Origin of the sequence: Photobacterium sp. SKA34 (genome assembly GCF_000153325.1) — a bacterium.
In the GTDB taxonomy this organism is placed as follows: Bacteria; Pseudomonadota; Gammaproteobacteria; order Enterobacterales; family Vibrionaceae; genus Photobacterium.
Genome location: NZ_CH724142.1, coordinates 863,981 through 889,391, shown reverse-complemented (window position 1 = coordinate 889,391; position 25,411 = coordinate 863,981). Strand labels below are relative to the sequence as shown.

General features: G+C 38.6%; 23 protein-coding genes. 11 read left to right on the top strand and 12 right to left on the bottom strand.

Translation table 11 applies throughout. The annotated features are described in order from the left end of the window. Positions 1-589: 589 nt before the first annotated feature. From SKA34_RS12990 to SKA34_RS12980, 3 genes are all read left to right on the top strand, one after another. A complete protein-coding gene (locus SKA34_RS12990; RefSeq protein ID WP_006645993.1) occupies positions 590-1,978 on the top strand; it encodes an L-cystine transporter in 1,389 nt (462 codons plus the stop codon). A 347-nt stretch (positions 1,979-2,325) separates the two neighbouring features. Continuing rightward, the gene (gene hpf / locus SKA34_RS12985) at positions 2,326-2,685 is read left to right on the top strand and encodes a ribosome hibernation-promoting factor, HPF/YfiA family (protein WP_006645992.1); all 360 of its coding nucleotides are present in this window, start codon (positions 2,326-2,328) and stop codon (positions 2,683-2,685) included. A gap of 173 nt (positions 2,686-2,858) precedes the next feature. Then, on the top strand, positions 2,859-3,095 hold the full coding sequence (locus SKA34_RS12980) for an RNA-binding protein (protein ID WP_006645991.1): 237 nt from the start codon (positions 2,859-2,861) through the stop codon (positions 3,093-3,095). Positions 3,096-3,128: 33 nt separating this feature from the next. On the opposite strand, the gene SKA34_RS12975 is transcribed toward SKA34_RS12980, so the two are convergent. From SKA34_RS12975 to SKA34_RS12950, 6 genes are all read right to left on the bottom strand, one after another. Further along, positions 3,129-3,857: a potassium channel family protein gene (locus SKA34_RS12975; protein ID WP_006645990.1), complete on the bottom strand. Its 729-nt coding sequence runs from the start codon at positions 3,855-3,857 to the stop codon at positions 3,129-3,131. A gap of 176 nt (positions 3,858-4,033) precedes the next feature. Then, complete coding sequence (kdsB, locus tag SKA34_RS12970) at positions 4,034-4,780, bottom strand: 3-deoxy-manno-octulosonate cytidylyltransferase (protein ID WP_006645989.1); 747 nt, start codon at positions 4,778-4,780, stop codon at positions 4,034-4,036. Beyond that, complete coding sequence (locus SKA34_RS12965) at positions 4,780-4,959, bottom strand: Trm112 family protein (protein WP_006645988.1); 180 nt, start codon at positions 4,957-4,959, stop codon at positions 4,780-4,782. Before SKA34_RS12965 ends, kdsB begins: the two co-directional genes overlap by 1 nt. Next, the gene (gene lpxK, locus SKA34_RS12960) at positions 4,940-5,974 is read right to left on the bottom strand and encodes a tetraacyldisaccharide 4'-kinase (RefSeq protein ID WP_006645987.1); all 1,035 of its coding nucleotides are present in this window, start codon (positions 5,972-5,974) and stop codon (positions 4,940-4,942) included. The genes SKA34_RS12965 and lpxK overlap by 20 nt, the downstream gene beginning before the upstream one ends. Further along, on the bottom strand, positions 5,974-7,731 hold the full coding sequence (msbA, locus tag SKA34_RS12955) for a lipid A ABC transporter ATP-binding protein/permease MsbA (protein ID WP_006645986.1): 1,758 nt from the start codon (positions 7,729-7,731) through the stop codon (positions 5,974-5,976). Before msbA ends, lpxK begins: the two co-directional genes overlap by 1 nt. 166 nt (positions 7,732-7,897) lie before the next feature. Next, entirely contained in the window at positions 7,898-10,213 is a 2,316-nt protein-coding gene (locus SKA34_RS12950) for a DNA internalization-related competence protein ComEC/Rec2 (RefSeq protein WP_006645985.1), read from the bottom strand. Between the two features lie 31 nt (positions 10,214-10,244). Between SKA34_RS12950 and SKA34_RS12945 the strand changes: the two genes are divergently transcribed. The 3 genes from SKA34_RS12945 to SKA34_RS12935 all read left to right on the top strand — a co-directional run bounded on the left by SKA34_RS12945 (position 10,245) and on the right by SKA34_RS12935 (position 12,875). Continuing rightward, on the top strand, positions 10,245-10,769 hold the full coding sequence (locus SKA34_RS12945; protein WP_006645984.1) for a DUF2062 domain-containing protein: 525 nt from the start codon (positions 10,245-10,247) through the stop codon (positions 10,767-10,769). Between the two features lie 294 nt (positions 10,770-11,063). Next, the gene (locus SKA34_RS12940) at positions 11,064-11,624 is read left to right on the top strand and encodes an HdeD family acid-resistance protein (RefSeq protein WP_006645983.1); all 561 of its coding nucleotides are present in this window, start codon (positions 11,064-11,066) and stop codon (positions 11,622-11,624) included. A gap of 582 nt (positions 11,625-12,206) precedes the next feature. After that, complete coding sequence (locus tag SKA34_RS12935; RefSeq protein ID WP_006645982.1) at positions 12,207-12,875, top strand: DedA family protein; 669 nt, start codon at positions 12,207-12,209, stop codon at positions 12,873-12,875. Positions 12,876-13,104: 229 nt separating this feature from the next. On the opposite strand, the gene SKA34_RS12930 is transcribed toward SKA34_RS12935, so the two are convergent. From SKA34_RS12930 to lolC, 4 genes are all read right to left on the bottom strand, one after another. Continuing rightward, the gene (locus tag SKA34_RS12930) at positions 13,105-13,644 is read right to left on the bottom strand and encodes an outer membrane beta-barrel protein (RefSeq protein ID WP_006645981.1); all 540 of its coding nucleotides are present in this window, start codon (positions 13,642-13,644) and stop codon (positions 13,105-13,107) included. A 676-nt stretch (positions 13,645-14,320) separates the two neighbouring features. Beyond that, positions 14,321-15,571, bottom strand: coding sequence for a lipoprotein-releasing ABC transporter permease subunit LolE (gene lolE / locus SKA34_RS12925; protein ID WP_006645980.1), 1,251 nt, complete (start codon positions 15,569-15,571; stop codon positions 14,321-14,323). Continuing rightward, on the bottom strand, positions 15,571-16,263 hold the full coding sequence (gene lolD, locus SKA34_RS12920) for a lipoprotein-releasing ABC transporter ATP-binding protein LolD (protein WP_006645979.1): 693 nt from the start codon (positions 16,261-16,263) through the stop codon (positions 15,571-15,573). The genes lolE and lolD overlap by 1 nt, the downstream gene beginning before the upstream one ends. Then, positions 16,256-17,464 (bottom strand): lipoprotein-releasing ABC transporter permease subunit LolC, encoded by a 1,209-nt coding sequence (lolC, locus tag SKA34_RS12915; protein ID WP_006645978.1) that lies wholly within the window; start codon positions 17,462-17,464, stop codon positions 16,256-16,258. Before lolC ends, lolD begins: the two co-directional genes overlap by 8 nt. A gap of 253 nt (positions 17,465-17,717) precedes the next feature. Here lolC and SKA34_RS12910 point away from each other — a divergent pair, with 253 nt between their 5' ends. From SKA34_RS12910 to SKA34_RS12890, 5 genes are all read left to right on the top strand, one after another. Next, positions 17,718-18,302 (top strand): PilZ domain-containing protein, encoded by a 585-nt coding sequence (locus SKA34_RS12910; protein ID WP_006645977.1) that lies wholly within the window; start codon positions 17,718-17,720, stop codon positions 18,300-18,302. Further along, a complete protein-coding gene (gene mfd / locus SKA34_RS12905) occupies positions 18,295-21,756 on the top strand; it encodes a transcription-repair coupling factor (RefSeq protein WP_006645976.1) in 3,462 nt (1,153 codons plus the stop codon). Before SKA34_RS12910 ends, mfd begins: the two co-directional genes overlap by 8 nt. A gap of 81 nt (positions 21,757-21,837) precedes the next feature. Further along, on the top strand, positions 21,838-22,392 hold the full coding sequence (locus tag SKA34_RS12900) for a GNAT family N-acetyltransferase (RefSeq protein ID WP_006645975.1): 555 nt from the start codon (positions 21,838-21,840) through the stop codon (positions 22,390-22,392). Positions 22,393-22,498: 106 nt separating this feature from the next. Beyond that, entirely contained in the window at positions 22,499-22,738 is a 240-nt protein-coding gene (locus tag SKA34_RS12895; RefSeq protein WP_006645974.1) for a YecH family metal-binding protein, read from the top strand. A 91-nt stretch (positions 22,739-22,829) separates the two neighbouring features. Then, positions 22,830-23,303, top strand: a complete 474-nt coding sequence (locus SKA34_RS12890) for an FKBP-type peptidyl-prolyl cis-trans isomerase (protein WP_005367112.1) — start codon at positions 22,830-22,832, stop codon at positions 23,301-23,303. A 79-nt stretch (positions 23,304-23,382) separates the two neighbouring features. Here the strand turns inward: SKA34_RS12890 and SKA34_RS12885 are convergent, their stop codons facing one another. Continuing rightward, positions 23,383-24,672 (bottom strand): NAD(P)/FAD-dependent oxidoreductase, encoded by a 1,290-nt coding sequence (locus SKA34_RS12885; RefSeq protein WP_006645973.1) that lies wholly within the window; start codon positions 24,670-24,672, stop codon positions 23,383-23,385. A gap of 180 nt (positions 24,673-24,852) precedes the next feature. Beyond that, entirely contained in the window at positions 24,853-25,392 is a 540-nt protein-coding gene (gene ycfP / locus SKA34_RS12880; RefSeq protein WP_006645972.1) for an alpha/beta hydrolase YcfP, read from the bottom strand. Between the last annotated feature and the right edge of the window lie 19 nt (positions 25,393-25,411).

The following is a 25,411-nucleotide window of genomic DNA, read 5'->3' as shown; positions in this document are numbered from 1 at the left end:
ATATGCCAAGGGCTATGTATGAGTTTCATCAAGCAGGACTGAATCCAATCCAGCGCTGACTAACTTTTTAGCAACGAACAAAATTAAACAGCTTGGATACGTTACGCGCCAAGTTCGCAGTTTTTAAACCAAACTGAACGTTATTGGCATGAAAAACTAGGGAGTTTATGGCAACAATTACGTACATTTCTTGCTAACCATAAAGAGCCAAGCACTGATGAAAACAATCATGAGAATGCAGATGCATTAACTGTTGCAGGCTAAATTTACATCACTTCCTTATCGCCCAGTAAATCATTACTGGGCTTTTTTTGCCAACGTCACTTACCTTTCTTTTACTTTTCTGATTAGCCTTCGATATATTGTCACACAAACATATATAACTAAAAGTTATATATACAAAACAATTAAGCTAAGAAACGTCATAAAAAGTGTATCTGAAAAAAGCTTTAGCCACTATGATTCTCCTCCAATAAGAAACAATAATTGCTTAACATTTTAATTCCTAAATTTTACAAGCATCAGTTCGTTTGACTGCAAATTATTGCTTTCTTGTTTTTATTATATTGATAAATTAAAGGTTAGCAGTATGTATCAAATTATAAATTTAGTCGTATTTACGTTACTGATCGCCTTGTTGATTAAGCAACAGCGTACAGATAGCACACTGTCAAAACGCGTTTTTACCGGATTAATTCTCGGTGTCTTATTTGGCGCCTCTCTGCAATGGTTATATCACCCACAAACTCCTGTGGTAAGTGACACCCTTGAGTACATTAATATTGTTGGGGCAGGCTATATCAGCCTTTTAAAAATGATTGTTATGCCACTCATTATGGTTTCAATCATTGGCGCAATTATTAAGGTTAAGGATTCAAGTGCGCTGGGAAAAATATCATTTCTAACCATAGGTATTTTATTAGCAACAACAGCTGTCTCCGCTTTAATCGGTATAATGATCACTAACCTATTTGGTTTAACAGCTGATGGTATTGTAGAAGGTGCGCGAGAAATTGCCCGCGGCGAAGCATTACAAACACGCTTGGGTAGTATTGCGAATGTTTCGTTTGCAGACATGATAATTTCATTTTTCCCTTCTAATCCTTTTGCTGATTTAGCGGGAACTCGTCCTACTTCTACTATTGCAGTGGTAATTTTTTCGGCATTTGTTGGCATGGCTGGCTTAACGGTAATTAAAACAACCCCAGAGTTAGGCGCTAGCTTTGAAAAGTTTGTTAATGTTGCCCAAGAAATTGTTCGTACACTAGTACGTATGGTACTGAGCTTAACACCTTATGGTGTTATGGCATTAATGACAAAAGTAGTTGCTGGTTCGAACTATGACGATATTTTAAGTTTACTGAATTTTGTTATCGCATCTTATATTGGCCTTAGCTTAATTCTTGTGTTGCATCTCTTACTCGTTAGCTTTGTTGGGGTCAATCCTCTACGCTTTCTCAAGAAGATTTTACCGGTACTGACGTTTGCTTTTACCTCACGTTCAAGTGCAGGCACAATTCCGTTAAATATTAATACTCAAGTAAAATCACTAGGCAATGGCGATGCGGTTGCTAACTTCTCAGCTTCCTTTGGCGCTACGATGGGTCAAAATGGTTGTGCGGGTTTATATCCAGCAATGCTTGCGGTAATGATTGCGCCGACAGTGGGCATTAACCCATTAGATCCAAGCTTTATGATTTCTCTTATTGCTATTGTAACTGTCAGCTCATTTGGTATTGCAGGTATTGGTGGTGGAGCGACATTTGCCGCTCTTATCGTTCTTTCAACATTAGGTATGCCAGTTGCACTTGCAGGCTTATTAATTTCTATCGAACCTTTAATTGATATGGGAAGAACTGCAGTAAATGTTAGTGGATCAATGACGGCAGGAACGATTACTTCCCGTATTTTAGGTTTAAATAAAACGACTGAGATAGATAAAGAGAAACAACCGAACGTTATCGATACACAGGCTTAAGCTAATTTGGCCATGATCATTCTTGTATTAACAAATAAAAATCACGGATTGTTTTAATTTTTCACTATTCAATCAAAGATTACTTTTTTAGTAAAAAACACCAACCTTACACTTTAATAACACTATTTATTATTTAATTTTAATAAATAGTGTTTTTTTTATTCTTATTCTATAAGAACTTTATCTTTTATTATTACCATCACAATAAATTGCTTATAAAGCAACCAAGTTCGTCTTCGTTTTAACAATTTCTTTTATGACAAATAATGTGACTCAGATCACATTACATGGTCATTTTTAGGTTCATCTTATAAGCATAAACTCCAACAAATTATGAGTAACTTATTATGAGCATTAAAATTACAGCACGCGGTTTTGAACTTCCTGACTACCTAGAAAAACACATTAAAGAAACGTTCTTTAAGTTTGATAAATTCAAAATTGCATTTCAAAGCAAAGATGTATTCATGAAACTTGAAGAAGGTCGTAACTTTACTGTTGAGATTGCAACTAAATCTAACTTAGGCAAAATCAATGCCTCAGGTGAAGCAAATGAGCTTATTGATGCATTTAATGAAGCATTTGATCGTTTAGAGCGTCAAATCATTAAACATAAAGAAAAACCACAAGCTCACCTAAGTGAGAAGGCGCAAAAAGAAAAAGCTCACTTAATTAAAGAAGAAGATGAAACACTAGCAAATCTATAATTTGTCTTTAATATAAAGAGCAGTCACTGAATTCTCACCCATTATTTCAGTGACTGATTTTTAATATAAATAATAGAAAAATCTGTATTCCTCATTTCTTGCTACGCTATATACCTATCTTAAATATTATTCGTGTTAAAATAGTAAAACATACCTAATCAAAAGACCTCTAAATGAAAATTCTAGTTCGTAACCTTTCTCGTAGCACCACTGAAATCCAACTTCGTAAAATTTTTGAAGAGTTTGGCAAAGTAGGAAACTGTAACCTTGTTTTAGATGCAATTACAGGTAAGTCAAAAGGCTTCGCTTTTGTAGAAATGGAGGATGAGGAACAAGCCGCTCGTGCGATGAAAGCTTTAAATGAAACGATGGTAGACAAAAGTCGTATTCGTGTAAAAACAGCACAGTAATCACTCTACCTAACAGGGCAATGTATTGTCCTGTTAGTCAGCTTTACGCTGACTATTTTTATTCTCATTTATTCGATAACTACTATCTTTATATGTAATATTAAGAGCGAAATTACTTAAAATTAAACCTATAAATATAAAGTTATACATCGCATGTAATATCACCAAGGCTTTCGCATCATGCCCGATTGGTGCCATTTGCCCATATCCTATTGTTGTCGCCGTAATAAAACTAAAATAAATCGCATCAAAATTTGACACTAGATTACTCACTCCACCAGTCGCTTTATATAAAACAGCAAAACCCAAGCAGACTTCGATATAATTAATAACTAACATTAAAAATGAACGTTTTTTAGATATTGGCGGACTATATATATCCGAAAGAAAAATGATACTTAATAAATAAAGTAATGTTTCTAATAGTAAATAAGATATAAATAAAATCGAAAATAGTGATGATTCAAGATTAAAATTAAAGATCAATATCGGTGTTATTAATTTAAGAATAACATAAACTTCTGAACATATTTTCCTTGCTAACAAGCCAAACATACCAGAGATATGTCGAATATACAGTCCCGGAAAAATATATGATGATAGAACGAGAAAAAGTTTGAATAATCTTTCGATGCCAAATGTATTTTCTTTTTCGTCATTCCAGACTTGTTTTAAGTGATCATTTTGATTTTTGATCGCAGGTTTTACGTAGCGAAAATCAGTGCTCCATTGGCTTAAAAATAACTTTTTAATAAATGCCATGGATCCTTTCCTTCTTATTTCATTAAAGCCGTTGCCGTTGAACCAAGTGTCATCAGCACTGTAACACTTATGACATACTACTTTGTATTTAATAGATATAAAGCCTGATCTCTATTCCATAATCAAGACAAATAAAAAAGCCTAAACACTGTTTAGGCTTTATCTATTATTGCATTTTAACCCACGATCTGACGAACTGTCTCCAGATCTTCTGGCGTATCTACACCCGCAGGAGGCGCATCAATCGCCACATCAACATGGATTTTTTCACCGTACCAAAGCACTCGCAATTGCTCTAGAGACTCAATTTGCTCGAGTGCACTTGGCTCCCAATTAATATAGGTTTTAATAAACCCTGCACGGTACGCATAAATGCCAATATGGCGAAGTAAATTATGATGCACAATCCGTGGCTGTTTCGCAAAATTATCACGATCCCAAGGAATAGCTGCACGGCTAAAATACAATGCATAACCATCTTTATCCGTAACAACTTTTACAGCATTTGGATTAAATACTTCATCATAGTGATCAATTTCTACCGCTAATGTCGCCATAGGTGCGTCTTTATGCGCAATATTATCAGCAACTTGGCGGATAATAGTGTCAGGAATGAGTGGTTCATCCCCTTGCACATTAACAACAATATGATCATCCGATAATTGATATTTTTCAACTACCTCGGCTAAACGCTCGGTACCAGATTCGTGATCTGTACGTGTTAAGCACACCTCACCACCAAAACCTTTTACCACATCAACAATGCGTTGATCATCCGTTGCAACAATCACTTGATCGGCACCAGACTTCATTGCTTTCTCGTAAACCCACTGCACCATTGGCTTACCTGCAATGTCTGCCAATGGTTTACCCGGTAAACGTGTAGATTGATAGCGCGCAGGAATAATAACGGTAAATGTCATTATTTAACCTCGTCAGAGCTTAACGTACGTGCTTCTGGCTCAAGTAAAACTGGAATGCCATCTTTAATAGGATAAGCTAAACGATCAAATTTACATACCAGCTCATTATTTTTTTTATCGTAACTCAACTTGCCTTTACATACAGGACAAGCAACGATTTCAAGCAGACGATGATCCATACGTTTCCTTTACCTCAATGATCTTATTAATAATGTCTGTTGCCTGGGGCTGAGCGATATCAGCATTAACAGGTAAATACCACCAGTTATCTTCAGCAAAAGCGTAGCACTTCACGGCATCTTTTTCAGTCATTACTAAATGCTGCCCTTGATGGGCTAACTCTAACAATGTTTGTTTTTCAAATGCTTGATGATCAGCAAAAGGCTGACATAAAACAGGGGTTACACCTAATTGATTTAGGGTAGAAAAAAAACGAGGAGGATGACCAATACCCGCAATAGCGACGATATCTTTTAAGTCATCTATCAAGCAACGCTCACCTGTTTTCACATTAATTAAATCGGTTGGGACCAATGTCATTGATGCTTCATTTGCTTGCGCTGAACCACCATTACAAATAAGAAAATCGACGTCATTTAAACGTTCACACGTTTCACGCAATGGCCCCAGTGGCAATAAATGCTCGTTACCAAAACGACGCTGACCATCAATCACAACAATTTCAATATCACGATCCAATGCATAATGTTGAAGACCATCATCAGTGATGATCACATCTACATTGTGATCTAATAGCATCTTCACAGCATCACTGCGTTTAGGCGCAACAGCAACGGGAGCGTTCGTTCTTCGTTGAATGAGTACGGGCTCATCCCCTGCAATATCAGTGTTAGTTGTCGCTTCAACGTAATAGGGATAATGCGGCGCTTTACCACCATAACCACGAGAAACAACACCCGGCTTTAAACCTTGCGCTTGTAGTTGTTCCACCAGCCACACGACAACAGGCGTTTTACCATTGCCACCTGCTGTAATATTACCGACCACAACGACAGGTACAGGAGCGCTATACACTTGTTTTTTTCCTGCTGAATATTGTCGTCTTTTATGTTGGCTAATCACTCCAAATAAAAAACTAAGGGGCCTAAATACAGGCCAAAGCAGAATGTAAAGTAACAGCATCCCCCCTTTCGGCGGATGCTGAAACCACATTTTTTCAATAAGGGATGCCATTAGTCACCAAACTGAATTCGGTGAAGTTGTGCATACGCACCGTCATTGCTAATAAGCTCTGCATGAGTTCCGCGTTCAACAATTTCACCATCATCTACCACTAGGATTTGATCGGCATTTTCAATCGTTGATAAACGGTGAGCAATAACCAGTACCGTTCTGTCTTTTTGAAGCTCATCCAAGGCACTTTGAATTGCGCGCTCAGATTCAGTATCAAGTGCTGATGTTGCCTCATCAAGAATTAACACTGGCGCATCACGTAATAGTGCACGAGCAATCGCAAGACGTTGACGTTGGCCGCCCGATAAACTGACACCGTTTTCGCCAATAATCGTATCTAACCCATTATCCATGCCTTTGATAAAGTCCATCGCATAAGCAAGTTCTGCCGCACGTTCAATATCTTCACGGCTATAAGCATTGTCGCTGGCATAAGCTATGTTGTTAGCAATAGTGTCATTAAACAAGTGAACGTTTTGAGAAACAACCGCCACTTGATCACGAAGGTTCGCTAGTTTGTAATCGCGGATCTCAGCACCATCAAGATTAATTTCACCAGAGTCAATATCGTAGAAACGCGTCAGCAAGTTCGCAATAGTACTCTTTCCTGAGCCTGACCGTCCAACTAAGGCCAACGTTTTACCTGCAGGTAGAGTAAAGCTGACATCACGCAATGCTGGCGTATCTTTGGTTGGGTAAGTAAAGGTCACATTCTTAACCTCTACATCACCCTTCACACGCTTAACTTCAACTTTACCGTTATCGTTTTCTGTTTCTAAATCCATTAATTCAAACAACGTGTGACATGCAGCCATACCACGTTGGAACTGAGAAGTAACACCTGTTAGCGCTTTTAGTGGGCGCATCAAGCCGAACATAGCACCAAACACAACAGCAAATGTACCTGGCGTTAATTCAGCGCGCAGTGATGGAGTATTGGCTAAAATAAGCACCACAACTAAAGCGACAGATGCAATAATCTGAATGACTGGATTAGCAATCGCTTGAGCAGAAACAAGCTTCATGGTCTGGCGACGCATTTGATTACTCACATTATCAAAGCGTTTTTTTTCTACTTGTTGACCACCGTAGCTTAATACGACTTTATGACCCTTCAGCATTTGCTCAGCAGATGACGTTACTGATCCCATCGCATCTTGCATATCACGTGAAATTTTACGAAAACGCTTTGATACAATACGAATACTGATTGCAACAACAGGAGCAATAACAATTAAGATTGCTGATAGTTGCCAGCTATTCCAGAACATCAATGCCATTAAGCCAATAATAGATGCACCTTCACGTACAATACTCACTAATGCACTACTGGTAGCTGACGCAACTTGCTCTGAATCGTAGGTAATACGAGATAACAATGCCCCAGAAGATTCTTTATCAAAAAAAGCAACAGGCATTTTCATGAAGTGTTGGAATAACTGGCGACGTAAACTCATTACAACGTTACCAGAAACCCAAGATAGGCAATAAGTGGACACAAAACCACTCAAACCACGTAAGATCATTAAGCCAATTAAATATATTGGCATCATCGCAAGGAAATCAGAATCGATTTTATCGAGCCCGCCAAAGCTTTCATCAAGAAGTGGCTTGATCATTGAAAGCATTAAAGTATCACCAACCGCATTGATGATAAGCGCGATAATTGCAACAGCAAGGCCAGCTTTATAAAAGCTAATATAGGGCCATAAACGCTTGTACGTTTCGCTTGATGATTTTTCTGTTAATTGAGTCATGAAAACCAATTTATTTCTAATACAGTTTTTATATTCTACCCTTAACTTCCCGCTCTACCAAATTTGTACTTCATCCTTTTGAAAAATTTATTTTTCGAGCAAAAAAAACACAACTTCGAGGTGTATTTTACTTCTTTTATTAGGTCTCTGATTAAAAACACAACAATCATAACCAGTTAGGACGGTACCATTGCGTAGCGGAACGTTTTCGCTCGGTAATAACCTGGTAATTTTGAACGTTAATCGTAACGCTTATTTGCCCCGAATTTTCCGTTGATAACCATTCAATCCCCCGATCTTGATACCTTGCTTTTATACTTTTTGCGGGCAAATTCCACGCATTAAAATAACTGGTAGAAGCAATCGCTAGTGAGGGCTTTATCGTGTCAATAAAAGTATGTGTTGATGAGGTTTTGCTTCCATGATGAGGAACTAACAAAATATCAGCATCCAGTGTCGGTGCGTTTTTTAACATCATCAACTCGGCAATCGCATCAATATCACCCGTTAATAACACGGATGAACCGCGAAGATCACTGTTTTGAATATGGATAACACATGAATGAGGATTTCGAGCATGAGACACACGCTGTAAGGGCCATTGGATAGTGAACGTTAAACCTTGCCAATACCATACTTGGTCATTCTGGCATGGCAAATAACCCTTTTCAAAGTTACTACTGAACTTATATTGCGGTGATAACTTTTCTGTGATGATTGTTTTTCCACCCGCATGGTCACTATCATCATGGCTAATAATTAGAAAATCTAATTGTTTTATACCTAGCTGTGCTAGAACCGGTAAAATTGTAGTTTCAGCAACCGATCTGTCCTTCCATCGATTGCCAGTATCATATAACACAGCCTTATTATTTTTGATAATCAGAACTGCTAACCCATGTCCAACATCGAGAACCAATATTTTCCAGTGCGACTTTACTGGCTCTTTGAGAAACAAAAACAACGCAATTATTATCACGGAGGTATATAGCCACTTAAATGAAGATAAAGGCACTAATGTCAATGCCATAAAAACGACGATAGCTCCCCAAAGTAAAGGCGTCAGGTTAGCTGACAATGGATACCACGCACCTTCTAACCATTGAATCCCTTCAATGATAGGAATTAAAGACCAGTCTGCACATTGCCAAAACAACAAAGAGATAGGTTGAATCCACAACGTGAGCAGCGCTAATAACACTAAAGGAACCGTGATGGTACTCACCAGGGGAACGGCAACTATATTAGCAATAGGTGCTGCCAGCGATAACCCACCGAACCATAACCATTGTATGGGTAACATTAGTACCATTAGCCAAAACTGAATTTTTGCTAGTTGAAGTAAAAACACCTTGAGGTGATTGCTCGAACTCGATATCGAGTAATCAAACACGACTCTTCCAGCAAAGTAGCGCTGGCTTAGAGTATAAATAATCAAAACGCCAACAGCATAAAATGATAGCCAGAAAGAAGCACTATAAATAGAGAATGGATCAATCAATAAACTTAGTGCTAACGCAGTTAATAATAGTTGCCAATGTCGCCAATACACACCAGTTGTTTTCAACACCCCGAGAAATATACACATAATTAATGCACGTATGGTCGGCGTAGTGAAGCCACTTAACCACGCATAGGAAAATGCGATACATAATCCTGTCAGCATCGGTAACCAAATAAAGTAACTCTTCTGCGGCAAAAAGAGCTTAAATTTTCGGCCTATTTGCCACCCCAATAACATGGCAAGTGCGATGTGTAACCCTGAAATAGCTAACAAATGAGCAGTTCCACTATCTCTTAAATGAAGCCAATTCACTTTTGTTAATCCACTTCGGTCACCAAACGCTAATGCTAATAGATAAGCTTTATTCGGCATATTTTCTAAATAAATAAACGCCTTATCATAAAGTCGCTGTCGCCAAGTTATTCTTGATGAAAGTAATAATGGAAGAGAGGATAATCGATGACGTACCACAGCCTTACCATGAACATTTCGACTTACAGCAAATTGTTCAGCATCGAACCCTGCTTGGTTTACACGCCCAATAATTCGACTTAACTTAACAGGTAATTGCCAAATTTGACCTTGTTTTAATGTTGGTGCATCCGGCCAAATCAGCAATAACTTATGAGATACATCTAAAACAGGATTATCAGGCGAATAATGAAAATAATTATCAACAACCTCCACCTCAATATTTGAAATTGGTATATTTTTATTTATTACAGCACTAATACGAACATTTATGATAAGATTTGTGCGATTTAGCGGAATGTCTTCAACTTTTTTCAGATATTGTTCGGCACATAACACCGCTAGAAAAGCACTTATTGAAAACCAGAAAAGAAAATGGTTTTTACAATAATAAAAAATAACAATACTGACTATTATTGCTGTCATATACCACCAGTACGGTGGTAAAAATGATAACCAATGCAGTGAATGAAAACCTATTGCGATACCTAGTGCTATTTGTAACATGCTGTTATCGCGATTTTAATAAATATTAATTATGCCTAGACATCTTATTAAAAAGTTCTTACCAAGCCATGAAGTAATTAAGCGCCAAAAAGCACTTAAGATCTTTGGTAATGTACTTTATAACCCGAACTTATGGTGCTTAAACCGTCGTTCTGCGTCAGGTGCATTTGCCGTTGGCTTATTCATGGCTTTCGTCCCACTTCCTAGTCAAATGATTATGGCGGCAGGGTTAGCTATTTTATTTGGTGTAAATCTGCCTCTTTCAGTGGCTCTAGTTTGGGTAAGTAACCCTGTAACAATGCCAGTTTTATTCTATGGTGCTTACAAGTTAGGCGCTTGGGTATTAAATAGTCCTAATGTCGCGTTTCATTTTGAGCTTTCATGGGATTTTTTACTCAACCAAATGAGCCAAATTGGTCCCCCGTTTCTACTTGGCTGCTTTATTTGCAGCGTAGTATCAGCACTTATCGGTTATTTTGGTATCCGTAGCTTATGGCGTTATTCTGTTGTTAGAAGCTGGAATAAACGTAAATTCCGAATTGGTAAGGCTCACTGATTTCAATACCGTTCAAATATAAAGAATCAAAAGCCTCTATGACGAGAGGCTTTCTCTTTCATCGCCACTTTTTTAGACCAAAAATACACTTTTAATTACCCGCCTGTTTCATTTCTCATAATTTTCACTGTCAGTTCAATTTTCGTTAATACTCACTATCCATTTTCATCTCATGTTGTATTCAAAAACTTAAATTGCTGTTTATCATTAGAATTTTACTAGCTAATCAAATAATTACGTCTAGTATTAGGAAAAACATTTAAATTACATATTTTTACTTTTAAGGTATTTATTATGAATAACCCAGTGAGTTCAATGCTTAGCAAAGGCTGGAAATGGTTTATTATTGTTGGTGTTGTTGTCGCATTAGCTGGCGTGTTTGCAATTAGCTTACCTATTGCAGCAGGCATGACAATCACAACAATAGTTGGGACTATTTTCCTTGTGATTGGTCTAGTACAGGTCTATCACACCTTTAGTATTCATGATTGGAAAACTAAAATTTGGTACGTTATTAGCGCGCTATTCTATTTAATTGGCGGCTTATTTATTCTAAGTCAGCCTTTTATTGGCTTAGTCACTATTACCGTATTAATGATTGCCACAATGATTTTCAACGGTGTTACACGTATGCTATTTGGCTTTAATAGCCGTAAACACCTTGCAGGTTGGCGCTGGATTGTAATAAGTGGTTTGATTTCTACTGCTATTGGTATCTATTTCTTTACTCTGATGAATAATCCAGAATTCTCTATGTCATTACTGGGTATTTTTGTTGGTATATCACTACTATTTGAAGGTTTCAGCTTCATTTTCATTGGTACCCAAATGAAAAAAGTGATTCAAAATAAATAACATAAAAATAGAATCTAGATAAATAGTCTCAATATTTTTGATATTGAGGCTTTTTTATTCAGATACCGTAGAGTATTTGCAATATTTGTACACAACTAAACGTTTGCTATTCAGTTGTAATTTCAGTATTAATAACGCTGCAGATAACTTTAACTAAGATATTGCAATGCCGTGGATTCAACGACTATACGTTTTCTCTTGGTTGCGCTTTCTTTCATCACTGTGCATCTGCAACAGCAAGCGATATTAATACAAATCAATACCTTAAAGAAACGACGCCAATAACATCTGTTGATCCTACTTTTATATCTTCAACACAGCGCTCTCGCGTTTTACTCTCATTACCTAAACTGGTAATCTCTCCGTTGTCTCATCAACGTGATCATTTGTTTGCTTTGTTACAACAAATGAGTAATGCTTCACTCTCTTACATATTGATACCTAAAGAGAAATTTAGTTTAAAACGAAAAAAACGTTTACCTCTAGCCAATTTTCAGTTTCGTTTTACACATAGTCGGAATCAGCTGTTTCACTAACATCAACCGATTTTTTATTTTCTACTTTTATTACAAGGACACGTAGATGCTTGATTCATTTGTATCTATTTTTTCTGCGCTCTGGCACCAAGATTTTGTTGCATTACAAAACCCAGAAAGCATGGTGATGATTTATGTTTGTGTAACATTTGTCATTTGGTTAGAAAGTGCATTTTTACCTGCAGCTTCCCTACCTTGCGATAGCATTGTTATTCTTGCTGGAACATTAGGTGCGATGGGGATTATCGATTTTAAATTGATTGTCTTCTTACTAATCGTAGCATCTGCTATCGGTAGTTGGCTGGCTTATATACAAGGCCGCTGGTTGGATCACCTGCCAAAAGTAAAAGGTTGGGTGAATATGGTGCCACCTCATCGAATGAAAACTGTGGATAATTTACTTATTCGTCATGGTATTGTTGCATTGTTTGCCGCTCGATTTATTCCTGTTGTCCGCCCTTTATTACCTTTAATGATGGGGTTTAGGATTAAAAGTCAGGCTCACTTTTTCCGTTTTGCTTGGTTAAGTGCTACTGCTTGGGTATTACTATTAACAGGGTTAGGTTATTTATTAACGCTTCTTCCAGAAAAAATCGCCAAAGTAGCAACAATGGTATTAATGGTTGCACCATTTATTACTCTAGCTATTGCTATTGTTAGCTTATCAAGTAGTTGGCTTTTAAAGCGATTTAAAAAGTCTAAAGCATTACCTTAAAAACATAAAAAGTCTGCTTATACTTCACGTTAATGCGATACATTAAGCAGACTTTCTTTTAATCGATATGCCACTTTTCCTCTTCCTTTCGACAACTTTACCTCTCTCCTCTTTACATACTTCAACTCTATTGAATTAATAGAGACTTTGTGCGGCTAATACTCCGAATTTTAGATATAAAAAAACCCGCTCAATGCGGGTTTTTATTACATCATAATAATGTTTCAACTTAGAAGTAGAAACGAGTACCAAATACGATATTAGTTAGGCTGTTCTTCGCTTGCTCGCTTGAGTAAGAATCACCAGAGAAGATCTTATCAGTTGCGATGCTGTAGTTAACTTCAGAAGTGATAGCAACGTTAGGGTTAATAAAGTATTTAACACCAGCAGAGAACTTAGCATTTGCGCCCCAGTTGCTGTCAGAACCTTCTTCGCTTAGAGATAAGCCACCAACTTCAGCTGCAGCACCTACATAAGGAACCCAGTTAGTAGAGTTCACGAAGTTGTACTCTGTGAATACACCTAGCTGACCGCTAAGTTCGTCATTAGCGTCTTGAGCACGAACAGTTGCAGTACCACCTACTTCCCAGTTATCTTTAACGAAAGTACCGTAAGTACCGTTAATATCTGCGTGCCAACCACTGCCTAATTTAGCGTTACCTTGTACACCGATCTCTTGAGTACCAGCAGGTAGTTGAACGGCTGCTTGAGCTGCTACAGGAGTTAGTACAGATATTGCCACTAGAAGGCTTAGTGCATTCTTTTTCATTATTTATCCTAGTTGTTTTTACTTTTAAACAAGCTGTCCACTTAGGTGCAGTTACGTTACTTAAATAGAGAAGTAACAGTCCGTATAAGGCAACTTGTATCCATAAATCAGTGGCGACAAAATTAGCACGCAGTTTCATGTCTGTTAAATTAAACAACTTAATTAATTTTCAAATGAACACCATTCACAATTTATAAGTAAAAAGGTTCAATTTTTCAGTTGAACACCTCCAAAAGAGAATAAAAAACATCCACACTGACAAATAAAGAAGCACAATTAAAAATAAAATAAAAATAAAATTCACAAAAAATAGAATGTTAAGAGTATTATTTATTTATCGTCAAAATATTCACAACTAAAACTCAGTGAGGAGATGCTACCGGTATATTTATTGTTCTTTAATTTTTATTACGTAAGACGCTTTATCTATTTTTCGTTAACTAATTCATTAAATTTTAATTGAATAATGGCAATAACTTTTTCTATTTATAAGATAATAAGATCGCTTAAACACATATTAATAATGAAAGTACTTCCAGTAATTATAATCCGACAGTTGCAAAAAGACTTAATTGAAAGGCAAAACGTTAACACCATAAGAATATGAGTCGCTTATAATCTATAGATACAAAAACGGAGCCAATGTGGCTCCGTTTGATGTGTATATGCAATAAAGCTATTTCGCACTTAGCACTCTAGCAGGTTGCAAGCTACTTGCTCGGCGAGCTGGATACCAAGTAGCAAAAAGGCTTAGTATAATTGCTGTTATAGATACAATTAATACATCTTTATAGGCTAACTGAGTTGGTAGGAAATCAATAAAATAAATATCCCCCGATAAGAATTGGTGACCAATTATCTTTTCTATTACTCGAACAATATGAGTTAAGTTAACAGCAACTAAACAACCAAATATTGACCCCATTACACAACCTAAAACACCAGATAATACGCCATGCCAAATGAAGATGGATTTCACTAAGCGATCACTTGCACCCATCGTTCTTAATATCGCGATATCAGAAGCCCGATCTTTTACTGCCATCATCAAGGTTGAAACGATATTGAAACATGCAACCCCAATAACCAAGACCATGACTAAATACATAATCGTACGTACTAACTGAATATCACGATACATGTAGCCGTATTGTTGTGTCCAACTTTTCAGATAAACATAGACGGGAAGAGTATTGCCCACTTCTTTTACAATACGCTGCGCTTCTAGTACTTTGTCTACATTAATTTGAATACCAGAGACACCTTGTCCCATATCCATGTACTTTTGTGCATCAGCTAATGGCACTATCGCCAGTTTATGATCAATTTCTCCCCCAAGCGCTAAAATACCCGCCACTTGTAATCGAATTCGATGAGGAGCTCTAAGCTGGGTCATCTCAGGATCAGCATTAGGGATGATCATTGTGGTTAACCAATCTCCCACTTTCACGTTAAGACTTTTAGCCACGCCTTGACCTAAAATGACTTCTTTTTTACCTGCGGTAAATTTGCTCCACGCATCATTTAAAACATAGCTTGGTAATTCACTGACTTTAAGTTGCTCTTGAGGGTTAACACCACGAACACCAACAGCTTTTAGCTTTGTGCCTTTTTCTAGTAATGCTGTGAATTCAACATAAGGTGCAGCCGCAGTCACATCCGGATGTTTTTCTATTTTTTTAACTAGCGGTTGCCAATTATTTAAAGGAGGCTCAACCGCCTGTAATTCACCTTGTGGAATCACTGATAACACACGGGTTTGTAGTTCACGTTCAAAACCATTCATTGCTGACAGACCAACAATGATCACCGCAACACCGACAGCAATACCTAACATGGATGACATTGAAATAAATGACACCATTCGGTTACGTTTTTTCGAACGATTAAAACGACTACCTATATATAAAGAAAGAGGGCGAAACATTAAGCCTCCACAACGACTTGAGATAGCACGCCATCTTGCATATGCATACAACGGTCAAGCTTTGCCGCTAACTCACTATCATGGGTCACAACTAAAAATGCAGTACCTGATTCTGCATTTAATTTACGCATTAAGTCATAAATTTCTAATGCAGTTTTATGATCAAGATTACCCGTAGGTTCATCAGCTAAAACAATAGAAGGATTGTTAACCAAGGCACGTGCAATGGCGACACGCTGACGCTCACCCCCACTCAATTCCGAAGGACGGTGTTCATAACGATGACTAAGACCCACTAAAGACAACATATCTTGTGCACATGTACGGGCTTGACTTACACTTTTACCACCAATTAACAACGGCATAGCGACATTTTCAACGGCAGTAAAGTCTGCAAGTAAGTGGTGAAACTGGTATACAAAGCCAATTTCTTGATTACGAATTTTAGCTTGTTTGTTCGCACTTAAAATATCTAAGCGCTGCCCTTTAAAAAACACTTCCCCATCAGTGGGTTCATCTAATGCACCCAGAATGTGCAACAGTGTACTTTTCCCTGAGCCAGATGATCCAACGATGGCAACCAACTCATTGTCAGCAATATCTAAATCAACTTTATTTAAAACTTCTGTCTCAAACTGCCCTTCTTTATAGGTTTTACAAAGTTGGTGACAAGATAACAACGCATTATTCATAACGAAGAGCCTCAGCAGGACGGACAGCGGCCGCACGATAAGAAGGAAAAACAGTCGCTAATAAACTCAAGCTTATAGCGCCTAAAATAACAAACGTAATTTGCATCGGTTCAATCACTGTTGGTAATGTGCCACCGATCGATGCTAAATCAACACCCAATACAGAAAGAATAGTATTAAGATAATGTGCGACTAACGCGCCGGACAAGCCACCTAATAATGCACCGATAACACCACTACTTGCACCTTGGACAATAAAAATCGTCAAGACTTGGCGGTGAGTCATACCTTGGGTTTTTAATATTGCGACTTCTGATTGTTTCTCCATCACAACCATCACTAAAGCAGAAATGATGTTAAAAGCCGCCACACCAATGATCAAGCAAAGCATCAAGCCCATCATATTCTTTTCCATTTTTACAGCTTGGAAAAGTTCACCGCGCTGCTCGCGCCAATCAGACCACGTCCAACCATTGGGTAATTTCAATTTAGCTAATTCCGGAACAACGAATGGATCATCAAGGTATAAACGCCAACCTGTCATTTGATCCTGTTTATAGCGTAATAAACGTCCTGCATCTGAAATATTGGTGTATACCAATTGTTTGTCAATATCAGAGCCTGTGTCATAAATACCTGAAACTTCAAATTTTCGTTGACTCGGCATACGACCAATTGGAGTAAATTGGCTTGCACTTGTCACCATTAGACGAATTTTTTCGCCCAGTTGAACACCTAGTTCAACGGCCAACGTTTGACCGATTACAACCTTAAAACTCCCAGGAGTAAGATCACTTAAGCGCCCCACCATCATATGACGTGAGATGGGATCATATTGATTAGGTTCAATACCAATCATTTTGCCAGCAGCAATAGAATTTGCACTTTGAATAATCGCTTCACCACGTGTGATCGCCGTTACATCTGTCACATGTGGCAATTGTTTTAACGCCTCAGGTGCATCTTCTGATAACGGTACTCGTCCATCTGCACTTGATACTACGGCTTGCGGTAGAACACCTAAAATTCGACCTTTTAGCTGATCTTCAAAGCCGTTCATCACAGACATAACGGTAATTAACGCCATGACACCAATAGTAATACCGGCTGTAGACATATAAGAGACAAAGCGACTAAAGCGATCGCCTGATCGACCACGTAAATAACGTAAGCCAATAAAAAAAGAAACTGGATGAAACATAGGATTGAGAAACCACTCCTTTATTAGGTTGGTAAAGAATACTCGTTCACACCATCAATTACCATCCAACATGGTAAATGTAATGTAAATTCAGTGACTAAATGATAAACACTTACGCCGCTTTTCTTGCCCTCGCATGATTGCTAAGTAATAATCAGTTCAATTAAATCAAGCTGTATATGCTGTGGCTGTAAGTTATGACATCCGCTCCTATTATTAGTTTGAAATAGGATTTATTCACAGTGAGTGCGTTATGACACAACAAGATGAGTATTTTTCAGTCCAGCTAGGGCTTACTATTAACGTTGAACGTTTATCATCTAATGAAAGCGTACCTGACGAACAAGATTTCAATACCGAAATCCCGCCTTTATTTCGTATTGCCAGCGAGTGTTCGACGTTAGAAGACAATGCCGATCGTTTATTCGCCAGCTTCAACAAAAATGAAACTCAAGCATTAATGGATTACCTTGCAGCACAAAACAGTAAAATTAATCTATTACTGTCTTATGTCTTATCACAGGAAGATGATCCTACCTATCGTTTTACCACCTTAACTTTTGGCGCAAGTAACCTTAGTTTTACCAGTTCATCTTCCTATCAGGTTGGCACTAATGTTAGAGTGAAACTGTTTTTAGATTACCCAGCCGCCGCTATTTTTTGCTACGCTGAAGTCACCGAAAGTATTGCTAGCGATGAGCAATTTATCATCAAATTGCGTTACACCCGATTGCTTGAAGATGATCGAGATTTGCTGATCCGCGCAGCTTTATATAGCCAGCAAAAACTTTTACGCCAACGTGCTCAACAACGACAATTAAATAATAACGATGAATAATAAACATTTACTTTCTATACCCTTACCTAGTAAGGCTGGGGATAACCGTTACATCGGTAATATCAAGGGTGCAGCCCTTGCACTGTCTTTTGCAGAAGTTGCAGCATCACATAAAGGCCCTGTTCTTGCGGTGGTTCCTGATACCCAAACGGCCTTAAAACTTCAGCCAGAAATCACGCAATTTTGCGACGTTGAGGTAAACGTTTTTCCTGACTGGGAAACCCTGCCATATGATAATTTCTCGCCACACCAAGATATTATTTCTGAACGTTTAGCGCGTTTATACAAAATGCCAAGCCAGAAATCTGGCATTATTTTGGTACCGATCAGTACCTTATTACAGCGTCAGACCCCGAGAGAATTTATCCACCAGCATGCTTTAATCGTAAAAGCTGGCGATCGTATGTCACTTGAAAAACTGCGCTTACAACTTGAAGTATCGGGTTATCGCCATGTCGATCAAGTAATGGAGCATGGCGAGTATGCCAGCCGAGGCTCGTTGCTTGATTTATTCCCAATGGGTAGTCAATCACCTTATCGTATCGATTTTTTTGATGATGAAGTAGATTCTATTCGTCAATTTGATCCAGATAACCAACGTTCCACTGGTGAAATTGATAGTATCGATTTATTACCTGCTCATGAGTTCCCAACTGATGAAATCGCAGTTGAAAATTTCCGCATGCGCTGGCGTGAACGTTTTGAAGCTCGTCGTGAACCAGAATCTATTTATCAACAAGTCAGCAAACGCACATGGCCCGCAGGCATTGAATATTGGCAACCACTGTTTTTTGATAAAACAGAAACCTTATTTGATTACTTACCTGACACGTCTTTACTTATCACACTGGGTGATTTAGAGCCTGCCGTTGATAGCTTTTTAGCCGATGCTGAATACCGTTACGATCAACGACGTGTTGATCCATTACGCCCTTTGCTTGAACCTAAAGAACTATGGCTAACAAAGGATGAAATGTTCACAGGCTTTAAGAATCTGCCTCGTGTACGTATTCAGTCTGAGCCTGTCGATAGCCAAAAAGCAGGACGTTTCAATCCAGAATTAAAACCCGTCCCAAGCATCACGATTAATCATCAACTTAAAGAACCGTTTGCTGAACTAAGACGCTTTGATGAGCAATTCCAAGGCAAAGTCATTTTCTCTGTTGCCTCAGAAGGCCGTCGAGAAGCACTGCTAGATCTACTAGCACGGTTCAAAGTCCGTCCACTGGTTTGTAAAACCTTAGATGAAGCCCTTGATAATCCGACCAAACATAGCCTTGTTATTGGCTCGGCTGAAAATGGCTTTATTCTTGACGATCCAGCTGTTGCATTCTTGTGTGAAAGTGACTTACTTGGTGAGCGTATTGTTCAACGTCGTCGTCGCGATGATAAAAAAGCCACGGTCAATGCTGATACGATTATCCGTAACCTTGCTGAACTGCAAGTGGGGCAACCTGTCGTTCACATTGATCACGGTATCGGGCGTTACCAAGGTTTACAAACCCTTGAAGCTGGTGGTATTAAAACCGAGTATGTGACACTTGAATATCAAGGTGGCGCTAAACTCTATGTCCCTGTTGCATCACTGCATTTAATTAGCAGCTATTCAGGTGGCGCTGAAGATACCGCGCCTATTCACAAATTAGGTGGCGAAACATGGTCTAAAGCTCGCCGAAAAGCGGCAGAAAAAGTGCGTGATGTCGCGGCTGAATTATTGGATGTTTACGCTAAGCGTGAATTAAAGCCAGGCTTTAAATTTACACTAGATCGTGAAGCGTACGCTGAATTCAGCGCAGGTTTCCCCTATGAAGAAACCTACGATCAAGCATTAGCAATTAACGCGGTAATGTCTGATATGTGCCAAACCAAGGTTATGGACCGCCTTGTTTGTGGTGATGTCGGCTTTGGTAAAACAGAAGTCGCTATGCGTGCTGCCTTTGTGGCTGTTGATAACAACAAACAGGTAACAGTGTTAGTGCCAACTACCCTATTGGCACAACAACATTTTGAAAACTTCCGCGACCGCTTTGCTAATACGCCTGTTCGTGTCGAAGTGCTATCTCGATTTAAAACATCGAAAGAGCAAAAACAAATTTTAGCGGATGTCGAAGAAGGTAAAATCGACATCTTAATTGGTACCCATAAACTACTAAACAGTAGTGTGAACTACCATGATTTAGGTTTATTGGTTGTCGATGAAGAGCACCGCTTTGGTGTTCGTCAGAAAGAGAAAATCAAAGCGATTCGTGCCAATGTCGATATCTTAACCTTAACTGCGACACCAATTCCTCGTACCTTAAACATGGCGATGAGTGGGATGCGCGATCTTTCGATTATCGCTACACCACCGGCTCGTCGCTTAGCGATCAAAACATTTGTTCGCCAATCTGATGATGCCGTTATTCGTGAAGCGATATTACGTGAGATCAGCCGTGGTGGTCAGGTTTACTTCCTGCATAATGAAGTCGATAGCATTGAAAAGACCACCGAAGATTTAGCAAAGCTGATACCAGAAGCCCGTATCACCTTTGCTCACGGTCAGATGCGCGAGCGTGAACTCGAAAAAATCATGGGCGATTTTTACCACCAGCGTTTTAATGTTCTTGTGTGTACCACAATTATTGAAACCGGTATTGATGTCCCTACCGCAAATACCATTATTATGGATCGCGCTGATAATCTTGGCTTAGCACAGTTACACCAATTACGTGGTCGTGTTGGTCGTTCTCACCACCAAGCTTATGCTTACCTATTAACACCACATCCAAAGCGTATGACGAAAGATGCGGTGAAACGCCTTGAAGCGATTTCTTCCCTTGAAGATCTTGGCGCTGGCTTTACGTTAGCAACGCATGATTTAGAAATTCGTGGTGCTGGTGAATTACTAGGTGACGAGCAGAGTGGTCAAATTCAATCGGTTGGGTTTAGCCTCTTTATGGAGATGTTAGAACAAGCCGTTGAAGCCCTAAAAGAAGGCAAAGAGCCTTCGCTGGATGATCTACTCAAACAACAAACAGAAGTTGAGTTGCGTATTCCAGCGTTACTACCTGATGACTACATCCCTGATATTAATACTCGTTTATCACTTTACAAACGTATCGCAAGTACTAGTGATGACAACGAACTAAACGAAATTAAAGTCGAGCTAATTGACCGATTTGGCTTATTGCCAGAAGCGGCATCGAACTTACTGACGGTAAACAGTGTCAAACTTAAAGCAGCAACGCTTGGCATTAAGAAAATCGAGAACGGTGAAAAAGGCGGCTATTTCGAGTTTGATCAAAATGCAGCAATTAATCCAACCTTCCTTGTTGGTTTACTGCAAACCCAGCCAAATATTTTCAGAATGGAAGGTCCAACAAAACTGAAAATAATTGCTGAACAAAGTGATCATAAAAAGCGAATTAAGTTCCTTGAAGATCTTCTTGAACAATTTCGTCAGCATATGGTGTAAGTAAACCATCCTCTAAAGTACTGATCTTAAAAGGTCAGTACTTTATATTTTATATACTTCCCGAATTTCGGCAGGATAGCTATGAAACTTGATTTCGAAATCTCTACTCCTCGGCTCATTCTTCGCCCATTTAAAAATGCTGATCTCAATGATTTTCTCGCAGCCGTCCATGACTCAGTTAATGAACTAAGTCCATGGCTTGAATGGTGTGATAATAGCTTTGATCAACATGATGCCCATGAATGGATTAGTGCAAGCCGACTCAGCTGGCAAACCGATTTTAGTTATGAATTTGCCATCTTTAATCGCTTTGATGATGCGTTTATTGGGACGGTTTCTCTTAGTGCAATTATTCCTATGGCCAATAGTGCAAATTTAGGTTATTGGATAAAAACAGGTTGTCATCGACAAGGGTTTGCGACTGAAGCTAATATTGCAGCCGTACAATTTGCTTTTCAAATGTTGGGTTTAACGCGCTTAGAAATCATTACGCATATCGATAATTATGCAAGCCAAAAAACAGCAAAAGCATGCAATGCTAAATTTGAATGTGAAGCGCGTAATCGTATTTATTATCATAATAAACCGCTTGATGGTCTTGTTTATTCGCTAGTGCCAAGCGATTTATTCACTTAACCTAAAAAGCTGCATTTAAGATGCACTTTATTATCACACATCAACATTGTCTTTGTGTCCTTCACTTATGCTTCATTCGCAAACAATATTGTAGGACTACTCCCCCATGAATACATATCACGCTCACGATATCCTTAATTTACTGATTGAATCTCAACAGCCGTACACAATAGAAACACTGAAAGAAAAAATTGCGAATAGCTACGGCGCTGATGTGACGTTTTACACCTGCAAGTTAAAAGATTTAACGATTGAGCAATTGTTAGAATTTTTTGTTGCTAAGAACAAAGTGACAGTTACAGATGACATAGTTACAACTAACATTGCCAATATGTGCCACCATTAAACGATTAAGCACAACATTCTTTACAGTTTCATGCTGTTAGAAAAACGACACAATGGTAAGATGCAAGAAATTCATTTGTAAGGAAACTATTGTGTCCAAAATTGTTATTGCCGTTATTGTTGCCGTATTACTCGCTTTTTTCCTTTATCGTTCATACAACAATAAACAAGTTGCTGCTGAAAACATTAAGCAAGGTGAAGCTTTTCTTGCGGAAAATAAATTAAAAGAAGGCGTACAAACGACGCCTTCTGGTTTGCAATACCTTGTTTTGCAAAAAGGAACAGGGACTGAACACCCTAAGGCGACAGATAGCGTAACAGTGCATTACCATGGTACTTTAATTAATGGCACTGTGTTTGATAGCTCAGTCGATCGTGGTGAAAAAATTTCTTTTCCACTTAACCGCGTGATCAAAGGCTGGACGGAAGGCTTACAACATATGGTTGTTGGTGAAAAAATGCGTTTTTTTATTCCAGCTAACCTAGCCTATGGTAATAACGGTGCAGGTAGCATTCCACCGGGCTCAGTGCTCATTTTTGATGTTGAGTTATTTAAAATCAACTAATAGAATACAGATATAAACAAAAACGCCAGCAAAAATGCTGGCGTTTTTTTATATCATTTATTAAATCACTATCACTTATTTAGTGCAGCTTTAAGCTTGGACGAAGTACGCGGTTAATACGGCTTACTAACATAATGAGTCCTGTTTTGAACATGCCATGTAACGCCATTTGGTGCATGCGGTATAGTGAGATGTACACCATACGTGCTATGCGCCCTTCTACCATCATTGAACCTTTTGATAGGTTACCCATTAAGCTGCCCACAGTTGAGAAACGGCTTAGCGATACTAACGAGCCATGATCGCTATACACATACGGTTTCTGCTCACGATCTGTGATTTTCGCAACAATGTTTGAGAAACAACGACTTGCCATTTGGTGTGCCGCTTGAGCGCGCGGTGGAACAAACGAACCATCTTCCTGGACACAAGATGCTAAATCACCAATCACATAAATATCATCATCACGTGTCGTTTGAAGCGTTGGTTTAACCACTAACTGATTAATACGATTCGTTTCAAGCCCTGAAATATCTTTCATGAAGTCAGGCGCTTTAATACCCGCAGCCCATACCATGATTTGTGCTGGGATATGATCGCCATCTTTTGTGGTTAAGCCTGTTTCATCAGCCTTTGTAACCATAGTACCAGTTCGTACAGTTACCCCAAGCTTAGTTAACTCGTTATGCGCCGCTTGAGAAATACGCGGAGGCAATGCAGGCAAAATACGATCGCCGGCTTCAACAAGGTTAACATTCAAACGTGAACTGTCTAGATCACCAAAGCCATAGTTATGTAACTCTTGTACTGCATTGTGAAGCTCTGCTGATAATTCAACACCAGTCGCACCAGCACCAACAATTGCGATATCAACTGTCTTTTGCTCTTTATTTCCATGTAACCTCATGAATTGGTTGTTCATTTCAGTACGGAAACGGTGAGCTTGCTCTGGGCTATCAAGGAAAATACAGTGGTCACGTACACCCGGAGTATTAAAGTCATTCGATGTAGAACCAATCGCTAACACAAGAATATCGTATTCCAATGTACGCTCAGGTAATAACAGCTCATTTTGCTTATCAAATAATGCAGCAAGTGTGATCGTTTTATTTTCACGATCTATTGTTTCTAACGAACCCATTTGAAAATCAAAGTGGTGGTTTTTCGCATGTGCTCGATAACTAATAGCGTCTACACCGGCATCTAATGAACCTGTTGCTACCTCATGTAGTAATGGTTTCCACAAGTGACTTGCACGTCGATCCACTAAAGTAACTTCTGCACGGCCTTTACGACCAAGGGTACGTCCAAGCTTTGTCGCAAGCTCTAAACCACCAGCACCGCCTCCAACAACAATAACTCGAGTCAAAATCACTTCCTCTCTAATTTTATAAATCTTTTTAAACGACAAATATCTTATTGCTTAGCAGACTGTTTGTTTTGCACGCAAACTGCTAGGCAAAAAGAGATCTGAAGCCAGTATGCCACATAAGTGTAGGTAGACGGATCTATGACCCGTCTGAGGCGTAGGAGGTAGTATGTATCGTTATTATTGCGCTTTAAACGCTTTTATTTTTTGTAGATGTTGCGAGATCTTTTTAAATTTATGTGTTTCACTTTCGTCCCACACTATATCATAAAATTGATCTAGCTCATCTTTTGTAGATTGATTATCTAATACTTCGTCATTAGTTGAAAGTATGCAAAGACAATTACCTGTATTTTTTTTACGAAAATCTTCAACGCATTTCGTCATAATGTCAGTATATTCTTCTGGGCGATCAATGCGTCCTTCCATATTTTTTTCCGGATGAAGATTTGGGTTCAAAATGACTTGTTTAATGCCACATAAGAAGCCAATTCTTTCAGCCCAATAGCCCCCTAACCCAACCCCACAGATCATTGGCGTTGTATCTGTATTCTCATCGACTAACTTATGAACTTCTTTTAATAAATGCTGCATATCATGCTTTGGATGCAGGGTACTGTAATTAACAAAGCGGATATCAGAATCGATAAACTGTAACTGTAAAACCTTTTCATGATTACCTGGGCTTGTTGAATCAAAGCCATGTAAATAAATAATCATACCAATTCCCTCTCGCTTA

Excerpts from the sequence above, each read along its gene's own strand:
- lolD (WP_006645979.1), bottom strand. The coding sequence starts at position 16,263 with ATGAATAATGCGTTGTTATCTTGTCACCAACTTTGTAAAACCTATAAA.
- SKA34_RS12975 (WP_006645990.1), bottom strand. The coding sequence starts at position 3,857 with ATGGCATTTATTAAAAAGTTATTTTTAAGCCAATGGAGCACTGATTTT.
- kdsB (WP_006645989.1), bottom strand. The coding sequence starts at position 4,780 with ATGACATTTACCGTTATTATTCCTGCGCGCTATCAATCTACACGTTTA.
- SKA34_RS12900 (WP_006645975.1), top strand. The coding sequence starts at position 21,838 with ATGAAACTTGATTTCGAAATCTCTACTCCTCGGCTCATTCTTCGCCCA.
- SKA34_RS12950 (WP_006645985.1), bottom strand. The coding sequence starts at position 10,213 with ATGTTACAAATAGCACTAGGTATCGCAATAGGTTTTCATTCACTGCAT.
- SKA34_RS12910 (WP_006645977.1), top strand. The coding sequence starts at position 17,718 with ATGACACAACAAGATGAGTATTTTTCAGTCCAGCTAGGGCTTACTATT.
- lpxK (WP_006645987.1), bottom strand. The coding sequence starts at position 5,974 with ATGGCATCCCTTATTGAAAAAATGTGGTTTCAGCATCCGCCGAAAGGG.
- hpf (WP_006645992.1), top strand. The coding sequence starts at position 2,326 with ATGAGCATTAAAATTACAGCACGCGGTTTTGAACTTCCTGACTACCTA.
- mfd (WP_006645976.1), top strand. The coding sequence starts at position 18,295 with ATGAATAATAAACATTTACTTTCTATACCCTTACCTAGTAAGGCTGGG.
- SKA34_RS12930 (WP_006645981.1), bottom strand. The coding sequence starts at position 13,644 with ATGAAAAAGAATGCACTAAGCCTTCTAGTGGCAATATCTGTACTAACT.
- SKA34_RS12965 (WP_006645988.1), bottom strand. The coding sequence starts at position 4,959 with ATGGATCATCGTCTGCTTGAAATCGTTGCTTGTCCTGTATGTAAAGGC.
- lolC (WP_006645978.1), bottom strand. The coding sequence starts at position 17,464 with ATGTTTCATCCAGTTTCTTTTTTTATTGGCTTACGTTATTTACGTGGT.
- SKA34_RS12935 (WP_006645982.1), top strand. The coding sequence starts at position 12,207 with ATGCTTGATTCATTTGTATCTATTTTTTCTGCGCTCTGGCACCAAGAT.
- SKA34_RS12990 (WP_006645993.1), top strand. The coding sequence starts at position 590 with ATGTATCAAATTATAAATTTAGTCGTATTTACGTTACTGATCGCCTTG.
- SKA34_RS12980 (WP_006645991.1), top strand. The coding sequence starts at position 2,859 with ATGAAAATTCTAGTTCGTAACCTTTCTCGTAGCACCACTGAAATCCAA.
- ycfP (WP_006645972.1), bottom strand. The coding sequence starts at position 25,392 with ATGATTATTTATTTACATGGCTTTGATTCAACAAGCCCAGGTAATCAT.
- lolE (WP_006645980.1), bottom strand. The coding sequence starts at position 15,571 with ATGTTTCGCCCTCTTTCTTTATATATAGGTAGTCGTTTTAATCGTTCG.
- SKA34_RS12940 (WP_006645983.1), top strand. The coding sequence starts at position 11,064 with ATGAATAACCCAGTGAGTTCAATGCTTAGCAAAGGCTGGAAATGGTTT.
- msbA (WP_006645986.1), bottom strand. The coding sequence starts at position 7,731 with ATGACTCAATTAACAGAAAAATCATCAAGCGAAACGTACAAGCGTTTA.
- SKA34_RS12945 (WP_006645984.1), top strand. The coding sequence starts at position 10,245 with ATGCCTAGACATCTTATTAAAAAGTTCTTACCAAGCCATGAAGTAATT.
- SKA34_RS12895 (WP_006645974.1), top strand. The coding sequence starts at position 22,499 with ATGAATACATATCACGCTCACGATATCCTTAATTTACTGATTGAATCT.